Source organism: Sphingobacterium sp. HJSM2_6, from assembly GCF_049316305.1.
In the GTDB taxonomy this organism is placed as follows: Bacteria; Bacteroidota; Bacteroidia; order Sphingobacteriales; family Sphingobacteriaceae; genus Sphingobacterium.
This window is the reverse complement of record NZ_JBMOXB010000005.1, coordinates 1-19,021: the sequence shown is the minus strand read 5'-3', so window position 1 is coordinate 19,021 and position 19,021 is coordinate 1. Positions and strand designations below refer to the sequence as shown.

At 37.9% G+C, this 19,021-nt stretch carries 11 protein-coding genes and 1 pseudogene; 9 read left to right on the top strand and 3 right to left on the bottom strand.

The window, feature by feature from the left end; genetic code table 11:
- Window positions 1-11 precede the first annotated feature (11 nt).
- The 6 genes from ACFRAE_RS05940 (at window position 12) to ACFRAE_RS05915 (ending at window position 10,332) form a co-directional block, all read left to right on the top strand.
- Window positions 12-2,189: a hypothetical protein gene (locus ACFRAE_RS05940; RefSeq protein WP_422796211.1), complete on the top strand. Its 2,178-nt coding sequence runs from the start codon at window positions 12-14 to the stop codon at window positions 2,187-2,189.
- Window positions 2,190-2,346: 157 nt separating this feature from the next.
- Window positions 2,347-3,411: a sialidase family protein gene (locus tag ACFRAE_RS05935; RefSeq protein ID WP_422796210.1), complete on the top strand. Its 1,065-nt coding sequence runs from the start codon at window positions 2,347-2,349 to the stop codon at window positions 3,409-3,411.
- Window positions 3,412-3,475: 64 nt separating this feature from the next.
- Window positions 3,476-6,808, top strand: coding sequence for a SusC/RagA family TonB-linked outer membrane protein (locus ACFRAE_RS05930; protein WP_422796209.1), 3,333 nt, complete (start codon window positions 3,476-3,478; stop codon window positions 6,806-6,808).
- An 11-nt stretch (window positions 6,809-6,819) separates the two neighbouring features.
- Window positions 6,820-8,502, top strand: a complete 1,683-nt coding sequence (locus tag ACFRAE_RS05925) for a SusD/RagB family nutrient-binding outer membrane lipoprotein (protein WP_422796208.1) — start codon at window positions 6,820-6,822, stop codon at window positions 8,500-8,502.
- Complete coding sequence (locus tag ACFRAE_RS05920; protein ID WP_422796207.1) at window positions 8,496-9,374, top strand: glycerophosphodiester phosphodiesterase family protein; 879 nt, start codon at window positions 8,496-8,498, stop codon at window positions 9,372-9,374. Before ACFRAE_RS05925 ends, ACFRAE_RS05920 begins: the two co-directional genes overlap by 7 nt.
- Before the next feature lie 19 nt (window positions 9,375-9,393).
- Entirely contained in the window at window positions 9,394-10,332 is a 939-nt protein-coding gene (locus ACFRAE_RS05915; protein ID WP_422796206.1) for a polysaccharide deacetylase family protein, read from the top strand.
- An 8-nt stretch (window positions 10,333-10,340) separates the two neighbouring features.
- Here the strand turns inward: ACFRAE_RS05915 and ACFRAE_RS05910 are convergent, their stop codons facing one another.
- On the bottom strand, window positions 10,341-11,195 hold the full coding sequence (locus tag ACFRAE_RS05910; RefSeq protein WP_422796205.1) for an AraC family transcriptional regulator: 855 nt from the start codon (window positions 11,193-11,195) through the stop codon (window positions 10,341-10,343).
- A gap of 309 nt (window positions 11,196-11,504) precedes the next feature.
- Between ACFRAE_RS05910 and ACFRAE_RS05905 the strand changes: the two genes are divergently transcribed.
- The 3 genes from ACFRAE_RS05905 (at window position 11,505) to ACFRAE_RS05895 (ending at window position 15,384) form a co-directional block, all read left to right on the top strand.
- On the top strand, window positions 11,505-13,052 hold the full coding sequence (locus ACFRAE_RS05905) for a sodium:solute symporter (RefSeq protein ID WP_422796204.1): 1,548 nt from the start codon (window positions 11,505-11,507) through the stop codon (window positions 13,050-13,052).
- Window positions 13,053-13,075: 23 nt separating this feature from the next.
- Entirely contained in the window at window positions 13,076-13,999 is a 924-nt protein-coding gene (locus ACFRAE_RS05900) for a dihydrodipicolinate synthase family protein (RefSeq protein WP_422796203.1), read from the top strand.
- 122 nt (window positions 14,000-14,121) lie between these two features.
- On the top strand, window positions 14,122-15,384 hold the full coding sequence (locus tag ACFRAE_RS05895) for a DUF3748 domain-containing protein (RefSeq protein ID WP_422796202.1): 1,263 nt from the start codon (window positions 14,122-14,124) through the stop codon (window positions 15,382-15,384).
- An 85-nt stretch (window positions 15,385-15,469) separates the two neighbouring features.
- Here the strand turns inward: ACFRAE_RS05895 and ACFRAE_RS05890 are convergent, their stop codons facing one another.
- Both ACFRAE_RS05890 and ACFRAE_RS05885 read right to left on the bottom strand, forming a co-directional pair.
- The gene (locus tag ACFRAE_RS05890; RefSeq protein ID WP_422796201.1) at window positions 15,470-17,101 is read right to left on the bottom strand and encodes a SusD/RagB family nutrient-binding outer membrane lipoprotein; all 1,632 of its coding nucleotides are present in this window, start codon (window positions 17,099-17,101) and stop codon (window positions 15,470-15,472) included.
- A gap of 9 nt (window positions 17,102-17,110) precedes the next feature.
- Window positions 17,111-19,021: pseudogene (locus tag ACFRAE_RS05885) on the bottom strand (SusC/RagA family TonB-linked outer membrane protein); the annotation flags it as partial.

Below are 19,021 nucleotides of genomic sequence, written 5' to 3'. Positions count from 1 at the left end.
TAGAAACGAACATGAAATTCAAAATAATCATTCTCTTCTGTTTCATCTGCTGCTTTAGTGCGCAGGGACAGCAAATTTATAAGGATAAGCCTTTTATCCAGGATTTTGCCATAAAATACGCAGCTGATGAAAAATTGATGGATATGGCCATCGATCGCAATGGGAAAATTCAGTTATTAAGTGAGTCGGGTTTACAACAGCTTAGCCATGCTGAATTATTATGGCCTGGGGAAGTTTTGCCAGATCAGGTTTATCGATTTATGAAAGATAAAAATATTGTCGCTATAGCGCAGTTGGATCAGCAATTCGTTTACCTAGATAAGGAAGTAATATTTAGTAATGCCTGGGCTGGACGTTTATATACCCCACATGGCTTGGAGGAGGCCAAAGGTTTTACCTGTTATCCTGAATTTGAATTTTTAATATATGCCGATCAAGCGTTAAAATACATCAAAGATTCGAAAAGTATGTGGCAAATTACGTTAGCTAATGAGTCTATCGTTCAAGTTTTAAAAGCAAGAGATCCTGGTAAATTTTATGTATTAACAACGAATAATTTGTATGAGGGTGCATTAAATCAACGAAAGCTAAAGAAACTTTTTGCAAGCTCAAATATGAAAAGCGTGGCGGAATTAACCAATGAAATTGTTATAGCGCATGAACATTTAGGGTTGATGTTCATGAATGAGAAAAATCAGATTGTCAAAGTTATCGATAAATTACCATCCTTAAATTTCACCTGTTTAGCGACTATTAATCAGGCCTTGTGGGTGGGAACTTCCGAAGGGGCATTTAAAATTACTGCGGATGAAAAAATAAATTATTATGCCAGTAAGCGATGGTTACCATCGGATAAAGTTGTTGCTATTCAACAAGGAATTGGAACTGAAGTATTGGTTTTAACGGATAAGGGTTTGTCAAAAATAAGGTTTGAAGAATACAGTTTAGCAAAAAAAGCAGCATTCTTTGAGCAACAGGTTCGCGATCGGCATATTCGTCTGGGGTTTAATGCGAATTTGGTAGGCATGGAAGACGGTAATATCCGTACCGGATATTTAGCAGATTCGGATAATGATGGATTGTGGACTTCGATGTATTTGGCTTCACAAGCCTTTCGATATGCCGTGACTAAAAGTGATGAAGCGCTTCAAAACATGCAGGAATCATTGGATGCCATGGAGCGATTGTTTAGTATAAATCCTTTGCAAGGATTTCCCTCTAGATCATTTGAACGAACAGGTCATATCGCTGAACTTGGCGATCCAGAACGCTGGCAAAAGGCGCCAGCGAAAGATTTTGATTGGAAGGCAACGACCAGTAGTGATGAGGCCATAGGCCATATTTTTGCTTATGGTGTCATTGCGGAGGTGGTTGAAGTTCCTGAAGTAAAAAAACAAGCTATTAAATTGATCGATTCAATCATGACGCATATTGTGGATCATGATCTCTATTTAATTGATTATGATGGTAAACCTACATTATGGGGTAAATGGAACCCTGAATATGTTAATTCCTTTTCAAAAAACATTGGGGATCGGAAATTAAATTCTTCAAACATCATTGCCATGTTGCAAACGGCCTATCAATTTACAAAAAAAGAAAAGTTTAAAGTTAAGGCCTTGGAACTGATGGAGAAGCATGGTTACTTGGATAATTTAATGACTCCGATGGAACAGATTGGAAAAGCCACATCGGATTCAGACGACTTGAGTCAATTGCTTTCTATGTATTGGAACCATTCTGATGATGAGATGTATTTTTTAGGGTACTGGGGTTTATACCGATATGCATTGACCCCAGAGCTTCAAACAAAATTTAAGGCTTCTATTATCGATCATTGGGAAATGGAAAAGCCTGAAAAAGATGCTTTATGGAATATCATTACTGCCATCACACGTACCGAGGAATATGGTCTCGAAGATGGGATTTGGTTTTTGCAAGAATATCCTATGGATCTCATACAATGGACAATAAAAAATAGCCATCGAAAGGATATCAAACTGCTGAGTCAGAATTTTAGAAGGCAAACTACAGGTCAAGTATTGCCACCCGATGAATTAAAGATAGCAAGGCATAATGGAAATCGATTTGTATTGGATGGAGGCCACGATGGGACTTCAGAAAATGCGGCGGGAGATATTTGGCTATTGCCTTACTGGATGGGAAGATATTTACATATAATTCAATAAATTTTAATATAAAAATGCGAATATTTCATATTATCTAGATAATTTATTAGAAAACAAGTTGGAAATCAGCCTGTAATTTTGATTATCCAAAAATAAACTGTCATCCGTACTAATTGCTAAAAGCGAATTAATTCAACCAATCGTTAAATGAAATTTTATGAAAAGAATTATTTTTCCATCCGCCATATTCTTCCTGCTATTGTTGGGGATTTCCTGTAAGACCGCAACTAAAAAGGAACCTATTGCTATTGCTGATTCCTCCTTCGTATTGCCAGATGTTCGACCATTCGCGCAAGCTCATGCATCTACCTTAACCTACCTGAACAATGGCGATTATCTAATTGCTTGGTTTGGAGGAACGAAGGAAAAGGATGATGACGTGGGTATCTGGTTGACACAAGGAAATAGTAAACACTGGTCCGCACCAATCGAAATTGCAAAAATTCGCGAGGAACCTCATTGGAATCCGGTGCTTTTTCGAGATGAGCAAGATTCCATTTATCTTTTTTTTAAAGTAGGGAAGGAAATAGCGACCTGGGAAACTTGGTATATCAAATCTGGAGACGAAGGAAAATCTTGGTCCCAAGCCACAGAATTGGTAGCTGCAGATCGTGGAGGTAGAGGGCCAGTGCGCAATAAACCAATCGTTCTTTCCAATGGTGATTGGATTGCCGGTGCTTCCAATGAACAAGGCGTTTGGAGACCTTTTGTGGACATTAGTAAAGATGGTGGTAAAACCTGGAACCGATCTGCATATTTTGAATTTAATGTAGAGCGCCTGGGTGGTGAAGGGATGATTCAGCCAACTTTATGGGAGTCTGGGGATGGCCAAGTGCATATGCTGCTCAGAACGAGTGGAGGATTCATTTACCGTGCAGATTCTAAAGATTATGGACAGACTTGGAATAAGCCTTATGCGACTTCTTTGCCTAACCCGAACAGTGGAATTGATTTAGTCAAATTGGACAATGGAGATTTACTGCTCTTATACAATCCTGATCAAAAAAACTGGGGTTCAAGAGGGGATTTACATTTAGCAATTTCAAAAGATAATGGCACTTCATGGGACGATGCGCTGATCTTAGAGCATGGAGACAAAGAAGATGAATATTCTTATCCTGCGATCATACAATCTGACGGTGTGGTGGCATTGACGTACACCTGGAACCGATCTAATATAGCCTTTAAACGATTGATACTATCGAAAGAGGATTTAAAGTAAATTCTCTTGCATACACCACATTTATTTGAAACAATAATGAGCCAAAAAAAATTAACATTTAATTATGAAAAAAATCAAACTTTCAACAGCTGTTTTGATGTACATGCTACTGGGTTTAGTGGGCTGTTTCACATCAATCAGGAGTTTTGCGCAGCAGCAAGGCACTACTGTTTCTGGAGTTGTTAGATTAGAAACAACAAATCTACCTTTAGCTGGTGTAAGCATCAGCACGGATCAATCGGGTGTTTCGACCTCATCTGATGAATCCGGAAAATTTAATATCCGTGTAAGTAATGCGGATGCCAATCTAAAATTTACTTATGTAGGTTTTGCTACCAAGCAGGTGCCTATTTCCCGCACTGGTAGCATGAACATTTTATTAAGTACCAGTAGTGAGCAGATCGAATCGGTTGTGGTGACGGCATTGGGAATAAAGCGGTCGGAACGATCATTAGGATACGCTGTAGGTAAGGTGGATGGGGAAAGCCTAACCAAAGTAGTTCAAGAAAATGTGCTCGGAGGAATTGCGGGGAAAGTTCCGGGAGTAACCTTGAGTCAAACGGGCGGTGTTGGGTCTTCGGTGAGTATGGTGATTCGAGGCGCTACTTCATTGAGTTCAGACAATCAACCTTTATTTGTGATCGATGGGGTACCAATGACTAGTGGCACCAACAATGTGCGAAACATGGGCGATCGTAATGAGGTGGATTATGGAAATCCAATTGCAGATATTAATCCGGATGACATAGAAAGTATTTCTATCTTGAAAGGTCCCAGTGCAGCAGCGTTATATGGATCTAGGGCAGGTAATGGGGTTGTATTAATCACGACAAAATCGGCCAAAGAAGGTCAAAAAACTACGGTAAACTTTACGACGAACAATGTGTTTGAGACACCTTATCGCTATTTAGATTTACATTATAAATACGCACCAGGAGGTCATACTATTTTTAGTGAATCGTCGGAATATTGGAATGGTCCTGAATTGGATAAAGGTAATCTCGCGGTTCAATGGAATAGTCCTGTGGATGCCAGTGGCAATAAAATCCCAACGGAATTAAAATCATACAAGGACAATATGAAGAATTTCCTTGAAACTGGAATATCTACTACGAATAATATTGCTATTTCGGGGTCTGGCGCTAAAATGTTATACCGCATATCTTTGAACAATCTGACGCATAATGGTATGATTCCAAATAGCGATTTAAAAAGATCGGGAATTAGCACCAATGTGAGTTACAGTATTTTGGATAACCTGAAAATATCATCTGATCTCAATTTTGTTCGTTCAACATCCAACGATATGCCTGCTACAGGTAATCGAGGTACGAATCCTTTACAAGCCGTTTACATCTATCCGCACGTGGATGTTCGCGATCTAAAAAATTATTGGAGGGTAGGACAAGAAGAAATACAACAAATGCAAGTATCACCAGGCTTGGATAATCCTTATTTTTTAGCGTATGCTGTTACGAATGGATTTGAAAGGAATCGAATTTTCGGGAACGTAAAGTTGGATTGGCAAATCAATAAACATTTCACTGCATTTTTACGGGGGGCAGAAACCAGGTCTGAGGAAAGTAGAGAGACAAAAATTCCATGGAGTTATAGTCGGGATATGAAGGGTGCCTATCACCTTCAAGAGATTAAAAATCGCGAAAATAATGTGGACTTCTTAGCCACTTATAACAGCTTGGAAAAATATGCCGACTTTAATTATTCGGTATCCTTCGGAGGTAATTACATGCATCAAGTTGGTTCGGATTTCTATGGAGGTTCTCAACGGAATGCCGGACTAACCATACCAGGCTTGTATAGGCTTTCTAATATCCCAAGTGCTGGTTTAATAATATCCAATGGTGAATACGAAAAAGCAATTTATAGTTTATATGGAACGGCTAATTTAGGGTATAAAAATCAAGTGTTTTTAGATTTAACGGCAAGAAATGATTGGTCTAGTACGCTTCCAGAAAATAACCGATCGTACTTTTATCCTTCGGCATCTTTCAGTTGGATTGCCAATGAAACTTTGAATTTACCGGATGTCATTTCTTACCTGAAATTACGCGCAGGCTATGCACAGGTTGGTAATGATACGAATCCGTACCAGTTAAATCCTGTATTGGGTACTGGTAGATGGGGTTCGATAATTTATTCGACAGTACCAGGCACCTTGTTGAATACGAACTTAAAACCAGAGATCGCTTCTTCTTCGGAGTTTGGTCTGGACTTGCAACTATTTAAAAATAGACTGCGTTTTGAAGGAACCTATTTTATTAAAGACAATAAAAACCAAATATTAGGGGTAAGTACGGCCTTATCTTCCGGCTTTAATAATAAATTAATTAATGCAGGAAAATTGGAAAGTAAAGGTTGGGAGTTTAGCTTAGGTGGAACACCGATAAGAAAAGAAAATGGTTTAGTATGGGATATTGATGTGAATTTTACCAGAACCAAAACGAAGATATTAGAACTGGCTCCAGGGGTTGATTATGTCGCATTTTGGGAGGAAAATAATGGGGGTGCATTGACATGGGTTGGCGATGAGGTTGGTAATTTGTACAGTAGAGGTTATGCCTATGTGAAGGATAAAAGCTCTGAATATTATCGATGGCCTATTTTGGATAAGAATGGAGAATGGATAGCAGACAACTCCATCGATGCGAAAATGAAAGTGGGTAATTTTAATCCAAATTTTATTGCTGGCTTGCAATCGTCATTCAGTTATAAAAAATTCCATTTAAGTTTTAGTTTGGATTGGAGAAATGGTGGTCAGTTTATGTCTTCAACGTATCGCTACGGTGGGTCTAATTTTAAATCGCAACACCTGATAGATGCTTTGATACCAGGAAGTACGAGAACACCTTCGGAATTAGCCAACTTCTTGAAATCGGATCCTGAGAAATATATTATCCCTAGCAATGGTAATTTTCCAAAGGTGGGTGGTTTAACTAAAGAAACTGGAGGCTACCTGTTTGAAATGGATGGCGTAGGAGCCTACGATGGGTCTTTTGCACCTGGGGTGATAGCCCAATATGATGATGATGGCAATCTAACCGGTTATACCGAGCATTTAGGCGAAGGTACGACTCATATTTATCCAGTAGCCGATGCTTTTGCTTGGAGTTACAATCAGCAGGTAATATTTGATTCCGATTACCTCAAACTTAGGGAATTGACAATAGGATATGACATCACTGGTATAAAACGGGTGAAAAATCTTCGAGTTTCTTTATTTACAAGAAATATCATGATGTGGACTAAAGCAAAAATAGGTATTGATCCAGAACGAGCCTTTCAGGCAAGTGGTACAGGATTTAGACAGGGGGTAGAAATGCAAAATGTAAGCCCTTGGACAATTCCATTTGGATTTAAATTGGATTTAACTTTATAAACTTGACGGTCATGAAAACGAATAAATTCCTATATATAATAGCAACTTGTGGATTAATGACATTCACTGGCTGCTCAGATCAACTGACAGAAATCAATATTAATCCTAATGGGGTAGATCCTAGCCGAGCGAACGCTAATTTGATTCTTCCGGGTGTGCTAAGCACTATGTCTGCTAATTACGCGTCTTTGGATAATGGCGTAATGGCTGGATTAGTACAACACATGCAAGAAGATGGATGGTTTACCTCCTTCAATCATTATACTTGGGATGCTCGGGATTGGGGGGATTGGTTTGATGTGTTGAGAAATAATGACTTATTAATAAAGAGTTCCATACAAAATAGCCTTCCGATGCATGAAGGTATGGGCTATGTGATTCGAGCTTTCGCTTTCGGAAATATTACGGATTTATGGGGAGATGCTCCCTATTCTGAAGCATTGCGTGCGAATGAAAATATCATTCAACCGAAGTATGATAATCAAGAGCTTATTTATCGAGGTATTTTGGATGACCTGCAAAAAGCTTCCAGCTTGTTTCAAAACAATTCAAATGAAGGTGTAATTCCTGCCAATGATTTAATTTATCAAGGTGATATCAATAAATGGCATCGATTGGCCAATACATTATTATTGCGTTATGCCATGCGTCTTTCTCAAAAATTGCCTGATGTCGCAGCGCCTTTAATAAAAAAGGTGTATGATAGTGGAATCTATATTCAACAGGATAATCAAGATGCGGTAGTTAACTATTTGGGTAATACGAGCGGAGATTCTTGGTTCTTAGCGAAGCAATTTGATGCGGATGGCAGTGTTTTTCGCAGAAGAAAAATTGCTAAGACCATCATGGACAAATTGAAAGTTACCAATGATCCGCGGATGACGGTGTGGATTGATCCTGTGCATTGTCAGTGGGTAGAAGACCTTACTTTACCGGTGAAAAACGATGAATTTGTCCGTAAAAACGGGGTATTGCAAACCTATAAATCCTTAACTGATGAACAGTACATTACGGAAATAAATGCAGGTAATAAGTTTACACGACGTTATAATCCTACGTTATTAGGTTCTAAATTAGATACGGGCTTGTATGTAGGAGTACCGGTGGGCGTTCAGGTTCCTGATGCTACGAATATGAATCCTACTCCTGGACAAATTGTTCAAAATCAGCATGTGTCTCAATTAAGCAAAATATACAGGCAGACAACTGGCCCTTTGCTTAAAAGAAGAATCGCATCGGCTTCGGAGACGTATTTTATTTTGGCAGAGGCTGCACAACGCGGCTGGATTACAGCAAATGCGGAAAATATGTTTAACGAAGGGATTAAAGCTTCGTTGACAACTTGGAATATTGCTGATAAATATAATACCTTCATCGCTCGAGCCAATGTTAAGTATAATGGAACATTGGAGCGAATAATCGAACAAAAGTGGATTGCTAGTTGGAATTGTTCTACAGAGGCATGGATGGATTTTAGGCGTACAGGTTTTCCTCAATTGGTTGCAGGACCTGCTTCATCTGAACCGGTATTACCTGTGCGGTTCATTTATGGAAATAATGAAATAAATGCGAATAAGGAGAATGTGAGCGCTGCGATTGAGGCATTGGAAGAAACTAGTCATTCAAAATTAAGAGGTAAAAATAGTCAATGGTCAAAACCTTGGTTGCTTCAAGGAACGAATAAACCATGGTAAAAAATAATAATTTTTGTGTTAGCTTATTCGTATGCCTGATCTTATTCGGGCATACGTTTACTGCTTGTAGCAGTTCCAAAAGCCTGTTGGAACTGACCCAATCTAAAAAACCTTATCGGAATATTATGGTTGTAGCGCATCGTGCTAATATTGGCGATGATGTTTATCCAGAAAATTCTTTAAAAACAATAGATCATTGCATCGCTGCTGGAGCGGATGTCTTGGAATTGGATATCCGTGAAACAAAGGATAAACAATTGGTTATATTGCATGATAAAACCGTAAACAGAACGACCAATGGACAAGGAAATGTGGCCGAATTAACTTGGGATGAGCTCCAGAAATTAAGGCTAAAACATCAACATGTGATTACAGAATATACGGTTCCGACCTTAGATGAAGTTCTTAAATTGGCAAAGGGAAGGGTGTTTTTAGACTTGGACATTAAATTAGAATCGGAGGATTCGTATAAACGAATTGTTGATTTGATCCAAAAGAATAAAATGGAAGAGCAAGTTTTACTATTTTTATACGATAAAGCTGCTATTGAACGAATGCATAGGCTAGCGCCTAAGATTGCAATTTTGGCCCGTGTTTATAATTCAGAGGATATTGAATTTGTGAAGAAATATCCATTTATCCGATTTATACACATCGATGAAAAATGTTATGATGCGGAATTAATGCAGGGGCTACTAGCGGATGGGTATTTTGTTTGGATGAATAGTCTAGGTAAATTTGACCAAATGGAACGAACTCAACAGAATGGTTTTGATGCTTTTTTTAAGCAATTCCAACAGGTCAATATGGTGCAAACAGATTATGGACAGCAATTGAAAGACTATTTGCGAAAAACTTCAAGATCGAATTAACTAATTAAGCGATAAACCAATGAAAATTATCTTTAAAATCACTACAATTGCTGTTGTTCTTTGTTTTTTACAGCTGCAATTAATGGCTCAAGAAAAGACGTTAGCAGAACGATTGGGCTATAAAAAGGGGGATAAGTTACTCATCATCAATAACGATGATTCGGGAATGAGTTATGCCTCCAATCAAGGTACGATCAAAGGGATGCAAGAAGGGTTGATAAGCTCTTCAACGATAATGTTTAATTGTCCGTGGAGTACAGATATCGTTAATTTTGCATTAGCCAATCCAAATAAACATTTTGGTGTTCATTTAACATTGACTTCTGAATGGAAAATGTATAAGTGGGGTACTGTTGCTCCGGCAGATCAGGTAAGCTCCTTGTTAGATCCTCATGGTTATTTATGGCGCTCTGTTGAGGAGGTTTACCAACATGGTAAACCGGAACATGCCTACCTGGAAGGGAAAGCTCAAATTCAAAAAGCCTTAAACTATGGTTTGAATATTACACATATCGATTCGCATATGGGTACTTATCAATTGCATCCGGACTATATTGCCCAGTATGTAAAATTGGCTAAAGAATTTAATCTACCATTACGTATGGCCTCACAAGCAACCTGTGCTAAGTTTGGGCAAGAAAACCTACGTAAGGATTGTGAAAAATTGGGTCTTGTCTTTGTAGATTACCTAATTTATGAGGAAATGCAACATTATAATGACGATGTGGAGGGTTTTTGGTTAAAGGTAATTGGGGATTTAAAACCTGGCGTGACGGAATTATATTTACATGCTTCGGATGAAACCAACGAACTGCCCGTGATTACTGGTTCTTGGAAAAAGCGAATGGCTGAATTGGAAGTTTTTACCAAGAGTACGAAGATTAGAGATTTGATCGCTGCAAAACAAATTCATATTATTAGCTATAAGCAGTTGCTGGATTTACAAAGAGGAAATTAAATACGATATTAACTAAATTGCTGAATATACTCCTTTGGGGTACACTGTTTAAGAATCTTGAAGTGACGATAAAAATTTGAGGTGTTTTCAAAACCTGCATCTTCAGCAATTTGCTTAATGGCGTAATTGGAATTGATAAGCAATCGACAGGCGTGATTTAAGCGCACTTCGGTAAGAAAGTCAAAGTAGGATTTATTGGCCATCTGCTTGAAATAACGACAGAATGAGGTTACGGATAGGCTGACAATATTAGCAACTTCTTCCACATAAATCTTCTCCCTAAAGTGCTTGAATGTATAATTGAAAATGCTATTCATGCGTTCCTCATCGATACTATTAAATTTGCTGTTCGCATAGTCCTGCGTAATGGGTGAATAATGCTTTGTCTGACTAAGGATATCAAAAATTTCCAATAAGTAGATGACCTTTCGTAGTTTGGAAGATTCTAACATATTGATCATATATTCTTTTACTTTTTGCTTCGTATCTCCCAAAATATATAAACCGGTTTTAGAACTGTTTAATAATTTTAATAGTTCAAAGGTTTCTGGTAGATGTAAAAATTCTTTCCCTAAGGAATCGGGATGAAAATGTAACACCATGGCTTCTACATAATGGTCGGATTCTTTTGGAATATGGCACTTCCAAGTATGCGGGATATTGGAGCCCAACAAGACCATTTCATCTTCTTGGAAATTGCTGATATTATCGCCAATGAACTTTAATCCTTGACCTTTAATCACATAGTGGAGTTCCATTTCAGGATGGTAATGCCAAATGCTACCAAAGTTTGGAAGGATATCATGACGTATTCTAAAAGTATTATCCGATTGTTTCGGTACTTGGTGAAATTTAGGAATCATGGTCGTCTTATTGGTTACTTGTATAAAATTAGCGATAAAAAATCAAAATGTTAATGGGCTAAAGGTAATATTTAATTGATTTTTTTAATAAAGTCTAATGTTATTTTATGGTTATTATTTTATTGATCTTAAAAAAAGATGATTTTTCAAACATGATAAAATCTTGGACACTTTTGGTAATTTTTAAAAGAAATAGTTTTCAAAATTTCCCTTAATTCGTTTTAACTAATTTATGCTTCTTCTACAGCATTGGGAAGGAGAATTGTAATTGCCGAAATAGAATTTTTAGCCATAGTTCAAACGTATAGCATGAAAAATTTACCTGTATTAGATGTATTGATTATTGTGATTTACCTGATCGCTATGGTGTTGGTTGGGGTATATTTTTCACGTAAGAATAAATCTACTGATGATTTTACGAAAGCCGCAGGTAAGATACCGGGTTGGGCTATTGGAATATCGATATACGCTACTTTTTTGAGTTCTAATACTTTTCTCGGTGTTCCAGGAAAAGCTTATGGAGGTAATTGGAATGCGTTTGTATTTAGCCTTTCCATGCCCTTTGCTGCATGGCTAGCCGCTAAATACTTTGTTCCTTTTTACCGCAGTACTGGGGAAGTATCGGCTTATACCAATTTGGAAAAGCGTTTCGGTCCTTGGGCAAGAACTTATGCGGTGTTTTGTTTTTTACTTACGCAATTGGCGCGCATAGGCTCTATATTTTTCGGTATATCTCTTACCCTTCAGGCATTAACTGGATATAATATGGTAGCGATTATGCTGGTAACTGGCATATGTATCGTGATTTATACCGTGATGGGGGGAATTGAAGCGGTCATATGGACCGAGGTAGTGCAAGGGGTGTTGAAAACCATTGGTGCACTGATCATTATTTGGTTAGTGGTGAAGGAGGTTCCTGGTGGATTGTCGACTATTTATTCGGAAGCGATGGCGAATCAGAAATTGAGTTTGGGAACTTTTGAATTTGATCTGGTCTCCTCAAGTTTCTGGGTGATTTTGTTGTATGGCTTTTTTATTAATCTCAATAATTTTGGTATGGATCAAAATTATGTTCAACGTTACCATACGGCAAAATCTGCACAAGAAGCAAATAAATCCATTTGGTTGTGTGTTTGGATTTATGTACCGGTTTCTTTATTGTTTTTTGTGATTGGAACTTGTCTTTATGTGTATTATCAGCAGCATCCAGCTTTAATTGAAGGGATAAAATTGCAAGCGGCAATGGAACGATTGGGGCTCCCTATGGGGCATACAGAGGTTCAAACGTTAGCAGCTCAAATGGTTCCTGCTGATTATGGCGATAAAGTAATGCCACATTTTATGGTCAATATGATTCCTACTGGTATTTTAGGCTTAATCATTTCTGCGTTATTATCTGCTGCCATGAGTACGATTAGTTCAGGAATGAATGCATCAGCGACTGTTTTTACGGAAGATATATACAAACGATATATTAATAAAAGAAGTAATGAGAAAATCAACCTAAAGGTATTGTATACCGCAACTGTTTTGGTGGGGGTGCTAGGTATGTGCTGTGGAATAGCCATGATTGGCGTTAAAAGCTTACTCGATATTTGGTGGACCTTGTCTGGCATTTTCGCAGGGGGCATGTTAGGCTTATTCCTACTGGGACTAATAGGAAAGAACGTTCAGAATAAAGCGGCAATTATTAGCGTTATTGTCGGTGTATTATTGATTCTATGGATGTCCCTTTCTTATTTATTACCTCCCCATCTAAATAGTTTAAAATTCCCACTGCATAGTAATATGATTATCGTGATCGGTACATTGAGCATTTGCCTAGTTGGAATGTTGATGAGTAAACTTAAAAAATAAATTATAACCTAATCAACCAAAAAATGAATAAACCTAAAAAATTTATTCCTGTTATGCTTATGCCTTTTCAGGAAAATCTATCCATAGATTATGAAGCCTTGGAAAAGCTAATTGAATTATATTTAAAGGCTGGTGCAAAAGGATTGTTTGCCAATTGCTTATCCAGTGAGATGTTTGATTTATCCAAGGATGAAATGTTGGAATCTATTGATTTTATTATCAAAAAGGTTCATGGACGAGTACCTGTGGTCGCGACTGGTACATTTGATGAACCATTGGAACGTCAGGCAGAGTTTATACGAAAGGTGTATGATTTAGGAGTAGATAGTGTTATCGTGATTACAGGATTGATGGCGACAGAGGATCAATCTAATGAGGAATTTGAGCAAAATGTATTGCAACTTTTAAATTTAACGAAAGAAATACCATTAGGGTTTTATGAATGCCCTGTGCCTTATAAACGATTGATTGCTCCAGAGTTTTTAGGGAAATTAAGTGAATTGGGAAGGGTAAAATACCATAAAGACACTTCATTGGATTTGGATCACATTAATCGAAAACTAGCGAATACAGTTGATAATGCGCAATTTGGTCTTTTTGATGCTTATATGGTGCATGCGGTTGATTCTTTGCTTGCAGGATCTGCTGGTCTTTCTTGTATTCAAGGTAATTATTTTCCAGAATTGATTGTATGGTTATGTAATCATTACGATGATGTGCATAAGCAAGAGGCCGTAAATGAAGTGCAAGATTTTTTAAGAACGCAAATGGAGGTAATGCATTATGCATATCCTACTGCTGCAAAATACTATTTACAACAAGGAGGATTTCCAATTGCTTTGCATACGAGAAGAATGGATATTGAGGAATTGGATGAGCAAACGAAAACTAAGTTAGATCAGCTAAGTTTAAATTATCAAGACTTAAAAATGAGATTACAAATTTAATTTTATATTGCCTTTTTATTAGCTGTTGATACCCAAAATTACAATTGATGAATCGATTATTAATCTGTTTTAGTTTATTAGGATGTCTATCACTGAAGAGTTGTAATTTGAATGATGCTATTATGTACGAAACAAAACAATTGACTTTTGATCCTTCGGGACACACGTTACACCATCAGGGGGTGTTTTCTCGAGATGGTAAATACCTAACCTTCGATGGAAGGAATGATGAGACTCATATTGGTCGTACAGGATCTATAAGTTTGTTAGACCTGAGCAGTGGAACGCAAAAAAATATTTATTCTACAGCGAATCAGACCCTCTATGGTCCTGGAGTAGGGGCAGTTTCTTTTCACCCCACAGATAATAAAGTGATATTTATACATGGGCTTGTGCATGCTAATGCTGAGAAACCCTATGATATCACTCGAAGGACAGGTATGATTATGCCTATTGATTCCACATTATCAGCACAATTTGCCGATATAAGAGATATACAATTTCCTTATACCCCCGGATCATTAAGAGGAGGGACGCATTCCCATGCTTGGGACCCATCTGGCGATATGCTTAGCTTTACCTATAACGATGAATTTGTCGAGCCTCAATTACGTATGGTCGGAGTGATGTTGCCTATCGAAGATCCTATTTATATTGATAAGCAGGGGGACAATGTATTAGGAAATTATTATTCCGCTATTGTCTCCGAAGTTGTAGCTAACCCTAAACCGGGATCTGATGAAATATCGAAAGCTTTTGATGAATGCTGGCTACCTATCCCTAGTACAGCAAACCATAAGGATTTTTCTGGAATTATCGCATTCCAAGGAAATACACTAAACGACGCAGGGCAAGTGATTACGGAAATATTTACAGTTGAGATAGATAAGGATAAAATTCTTGATGACTCTATTGCTGTAGGTATCCTCGGAGAAAGGCCTCATGTGCCAAGAGGCATTAAGCAGCAGCGATTAAGTCGATCCACAAAAGGGATTTCAGATTTTAGACATTGGCTAAGAGCAAGTCATGATGGTCAATATATTTATGCCTTAGGCAAAGATGAAACAAATAGGAATCAACTTATCCAATGTGAAGTTTCTTCTGGAGAGCTTAGCTACATTTCTGATTTTAATTTTTCCATTCAATCTCCCATCAATTTAGATGTTAGTTCTAGTTGGATCACATTTACCGCAAATAAGCAGGTATACATCTATCATATCAGTAAAAAAGAATTAATTCAAGTAAGCAATCATTCCAACAATGAATTGCCCTTAATCGGAGTTCCATCATTTTCCCCCGATGGAAGAAGTCTTGTTTACAACCAATTGGTAAAGCAAGACTCAGGTATATTTATTCAAATCAAACAAATTAATCTAGAACAATGAGGGTGCTTCTTAAGCTTTAAACCCTTATTTCTATTTCTAAAAAATGAAGGATCGCTAATTAGCGATCCTTCATCATTTCTTACCATTAAAAATTCTTATTAGCGACATCCCACCATAGGCGCGTACCGCCATTATCTTCTCCGCCTAAGAAGCCAACAGCTTCTTGAACAGCAGCACTATTACTATTGTATTCACGTTCTGGAAAAGGCATTCTCCGTACTCCTGGTATTGTAGGGATTTTTCCTGCACTGAAATTTATAACCACAGGGAATAAAATAGGATAACCTGTACGACGATATTCTGACCAAGCTTCATCTCCATCTGGGAAAATAGCAATCCATTTCTGCGTAATAATACGTTCCAATTTCTTCGCATTGCTTGCCGCATCATCCCAGCGAATGGTAATAACACTTAAATGCGGCGAACCTGCATTGATGTTATTTTCACCAGGAGTAAAAGATTTCGGATCTATATAAGGTGCAGGAGTATTGCTCGCATTGTTCAAATACGTAGTAACTCCGCTTAAATCGTACATAGCAAAGGATTGGGTGATACCAGTTTCATAATTCGTTTTCGCATTACCCGCATTTGCCCATCCGCGTAATGCGGCCTCAGCTTTTAAGAACCAGCTTTCTGCAGCCACCATTAATTGTATTTTCGATGGTTGAGGAACTAATTTAGAGTAATTATCGTACCTGCTTTTTGCATCAATATTAATTCCTGAACGAATCCCTTTATATTGACCAGTAACCGCAGGATCTACAGCTGTCAAGAAGTTCTTCGCAAGGCGTGGGTCATTATATCCTTTGAGTATAGATTCATAAGAAGCTCCTAATCGGGTATCGCTCCATGAACTGGTGATAATATTTAATGGATGATCTGTACTTAGCTTGATATAGCAATTATCTTCATTGTCATCAAGTAAGCCACCATTTGCAGGATCTAAGGCTTTTTCACCTTGTATTTTCGCATCTCCGGGATTAATAAAGGCGATGCGTATTGCTAAACGTAAGCGTAAGGTATTCGCAAATTTCAACCAACGCTTGTAATTATTACTGGTATAAGCTTGATCTGATTTACGTATCGCAGCAGAAGGTTCTTCATCCTGAATGCTTTTTAAAATTGTTGTAGCACTATCCAGGTCCAAAAAGAAATTCTGATAAGCAACTTCTTGAGAATCATAACCTACCGCACCAGATTCATCCGGTTTATTGTATTTGCTATAAATAATAGGACCAACTTTGTCACTTGTTCTATGCATTGCTGCAACTTTCAGTAATTGCGCGAATGCAAAGATGTCCTGCATTTTGTCATTATTACGCGTAAATTGAATGACTTTATACAGCGGATTCATAGCCGTAATATAGCGGTCTACAAATATAGCTTGATACCATCCTGGGACAAGGTTGTAGGTTAAGTTGTTTGCATTTCCTGCAAATGGAGCTTGTGCACCAAAATAACCACTGTATGCGTCTGACGTCAAGTTGTTTGCCAGTTGGTATTCCCCGACATTTTCTGGGATAATATCACGCTGTGCCTGCGCTAAAAAGGAAGCAATCAACGCGTAATCCGCATTTGCTTGATCATCAGAAATTCCAGCAGGATTGGTATTTAGTTCAGTAAAATCTTTTGTACAGCTGAATAGGCTGAGCAAAATTAGGGGTAGAATCACCATTAATTTTGCATATATCTTATTGTTCATTTGTGAGTTCATCATAATAGGCGATTAAAAGGAAACTTTTAAATTTAATCCATAGCTACGAGTCGTAGGAAGCGCAAAGTTGTCGTATCCTTGACCACCCACACTGGTGGTCGTATTTAACTCTGGATCATAAGGAGCATCGTTTCTGAAGAAAAACAAATTCCGACCTGTCAATGATAAAGTTGCCTGACGAACAGCTTTCCATTGAATAGGTAATTTATAACTCACAGATAATTCGCGAAGACGAATGTTCGTAGCATCATAAACCTGACCTTCAATAATACCATCTCTGTTTCCAACAGCAGCATAATAGGCTTGAGCCGGAAGTAATCCAGACCATGCAGTACCATCGGCTTTAACAGCTTTAACATCCACACCACCACGATCACGAGCCAAAGCACTTTCTTCACTTACACCAAATGAATTTAAATACCCATCAGTCGTACTGATTACCTGTCCTCCAAAACGACCATCAATGGTTAGACTTAAACCAAAGTTTCCATAAGAAACGGTGTTATTCCATCCGATGATTGATTTAGGGGTATTGTTTCCAACATATCCTTCTGGGCCTATTTGAGGTCTTCCATTGTCATCTACGATTATGGTTCCATTGGCGTCTCTTAAAAATGTTCTCGCCCAAAAATCACCAAATGATCCATTCAATCGTAGCACATTGTAGTTTCCTCCCAATGGATAACGATCACCAAGCTTATCAGCTAATTCTAGAATTTTATTCCGGTTTGCGGTGAAATTTAAACCAGTGTTCCAAGTAAATTTGTCATTCTTTACCGCGTCCACACCCAATGCAATTTCAATACCTTTGTTTTCTACCTTTCCAGCATTTAAGAAAATAGTCGTATTTACCACACCCACAGGACCTTGGTAGGTGAAATACTGGTTTTCAGTCAAGGTTCTATATAGGGCAACATCTAAATTCACACGGTCATTCCAAAATCTACCCTCATACCCTAATTCCGAACTTTTACTCAATTCAGGTTTTAATGGTAAACCCATATATGGACCAGCCACATTGGATGTTAAAGTTCCAGTACTCAACGTATTCAATGGCATAGTCGCATAAATATCCACATCATTACCTACTTGCGCATACGAAAAGCGTAACTTACTGTAACTAATAAATTCAGGCAAGTTAGCCCATTCAGTCAGTACGGTATTTAAACCTGCCGACCAATAAAAATAACCTGTATGCTCTTGAGGCGTATTTGCTAAAGTCGAAGCCCAGTCATTTCTTACCGTAGCATCTACATATAGTTTCTCTTGAAAACCTAAATTTGCTGAAGCGAACAAAGACTGCACTTGTCGACGAGTAATCGTTTCGTTCAATGAATTGATGGGGTTGTTGCGGTAAATATTACTCATTAAGAAAACATTCGCTACAGCCAATTTACGTTGGTCTAGATTAAAACCATTGGACCTTGTATCGTTGATAGAGGTACCCGCAGTAAAATTAAAATCCCAATCCTCATTAAATTGTTTATTTCCTATTAATAATAAATCTCCATACATACTTGTGCTTTGACTTTCTGAGCGCGAGTACCGGCCATTATCATTCAAAACACCTTCAATAACTTCTCCCGAAAGAACGCCTTGGGTACCTGCAAAGGCTCTGCGTTCAAAATTATCCCATCGTTTGTTTATCGTACCACGCGCACTTAAAGCCAACCATTCCAACAATTGGAATTTCAACTGTGCCTGTCCAATAATATTATCCCTCTTTTGATCGGTAGGAATACGGTTTAATATCCAGAATGGATTTTGCTGGTGATGAGTACCTGTTAAACCCGCATCGGCATTGATATTCCACCAATCCTGTAAGTAGATATTACGTTCTTCAGAAAAATATTCGTAGGTTTTGTATTTATTAAAATCTAACCCTCTTGGGAACATATACAGACCACTTAAGGCATTGAAATA

What these genes read in the sequence shown, in the direction of transcription:
- ACFRAE_RS05940 (WP_422796211.1), top strand. Translation starts at nt 12, where the DNA reads ATGAAATTCAAAATAATCATTCTCTTCTGTTTCATCTGCTGCTTTAGT.
- ACFRAE_RS05910 (WP_422796205.1), bottom strand. Translation starts at nt 11,195, where the DNA reads ATGATTCCTAAATTTCACCAAGTACCGAAACAATCGGATAATACTTTT.
- ACFRAE_RS05900 (WP_422796203.1), top strand. Translation starts at nt 13,076, where the DNA reads ATGAATAAACCTAAAAAATTTATTCCTGTTATGCTTATGCCTTTTCAG.
- ACFRAE_RS05920 (WP_422796207.1), top strand. Translation starts at nt 8,496, where the DNA reads ATGGTAAAAAATAATAATTTTTGTGTTAGCTTATTCGTATGCCTGATC.
- ACFRAE_RS05905 (WP_422796204.1), top strand. Translation starts at nt 11,505, where the DNA reads ATGAAAAATTTACCTGTATTAGATGTATTGATTATTGTGATTTACCTG.
- ACFRAE_RS05915 (WP_422796206.1), top strand. Translation starts at nt 9,394, where the DNA reads ATGAAAATTATCTTTAAAATCACTACAATTGCTGTTGTTCTTTGTTTT.
- ACFRAE_RS05925 (WP_422796208.1), top strand. Translation starts at nt 6,820, where the DNA reads ATGAAAACGAATAAATTCCTATATATAATAGCAACTTGTGGATTAATG.
- ACFRAE_RS05935 (WP_422796210.1), top strand. Translation starts at nt 2,347, where the DNA reads ATGAAAAGAATTATTTTTCCATCCGCCATATTCTTCCTGCTATTGTTG.
- ACFRAE_RS05930 (WP_422796209.1), top strand. Translation starts at nt 3,476, where the DNA reads ATGAAAAAAATCAAACTTTCAACAGCTGTTTTGATGTACATGCTACTG.
- ACFRAE_RS05890 (WP_422796201.1), bottom strand. Translation starts at nt 17,101, where the DNA reads ATGATGAACTCACAAATGAACAATAAGATATATGCAAAATTAATGGTG.
- ACFRAE_RS05895 (WP_422796202.1), top strand. Translation starts at nt 14,122, where the DNA reads ATGTACGAAACAAAACAATTGACTTTTGATCCTTCGGGACACACGTTA.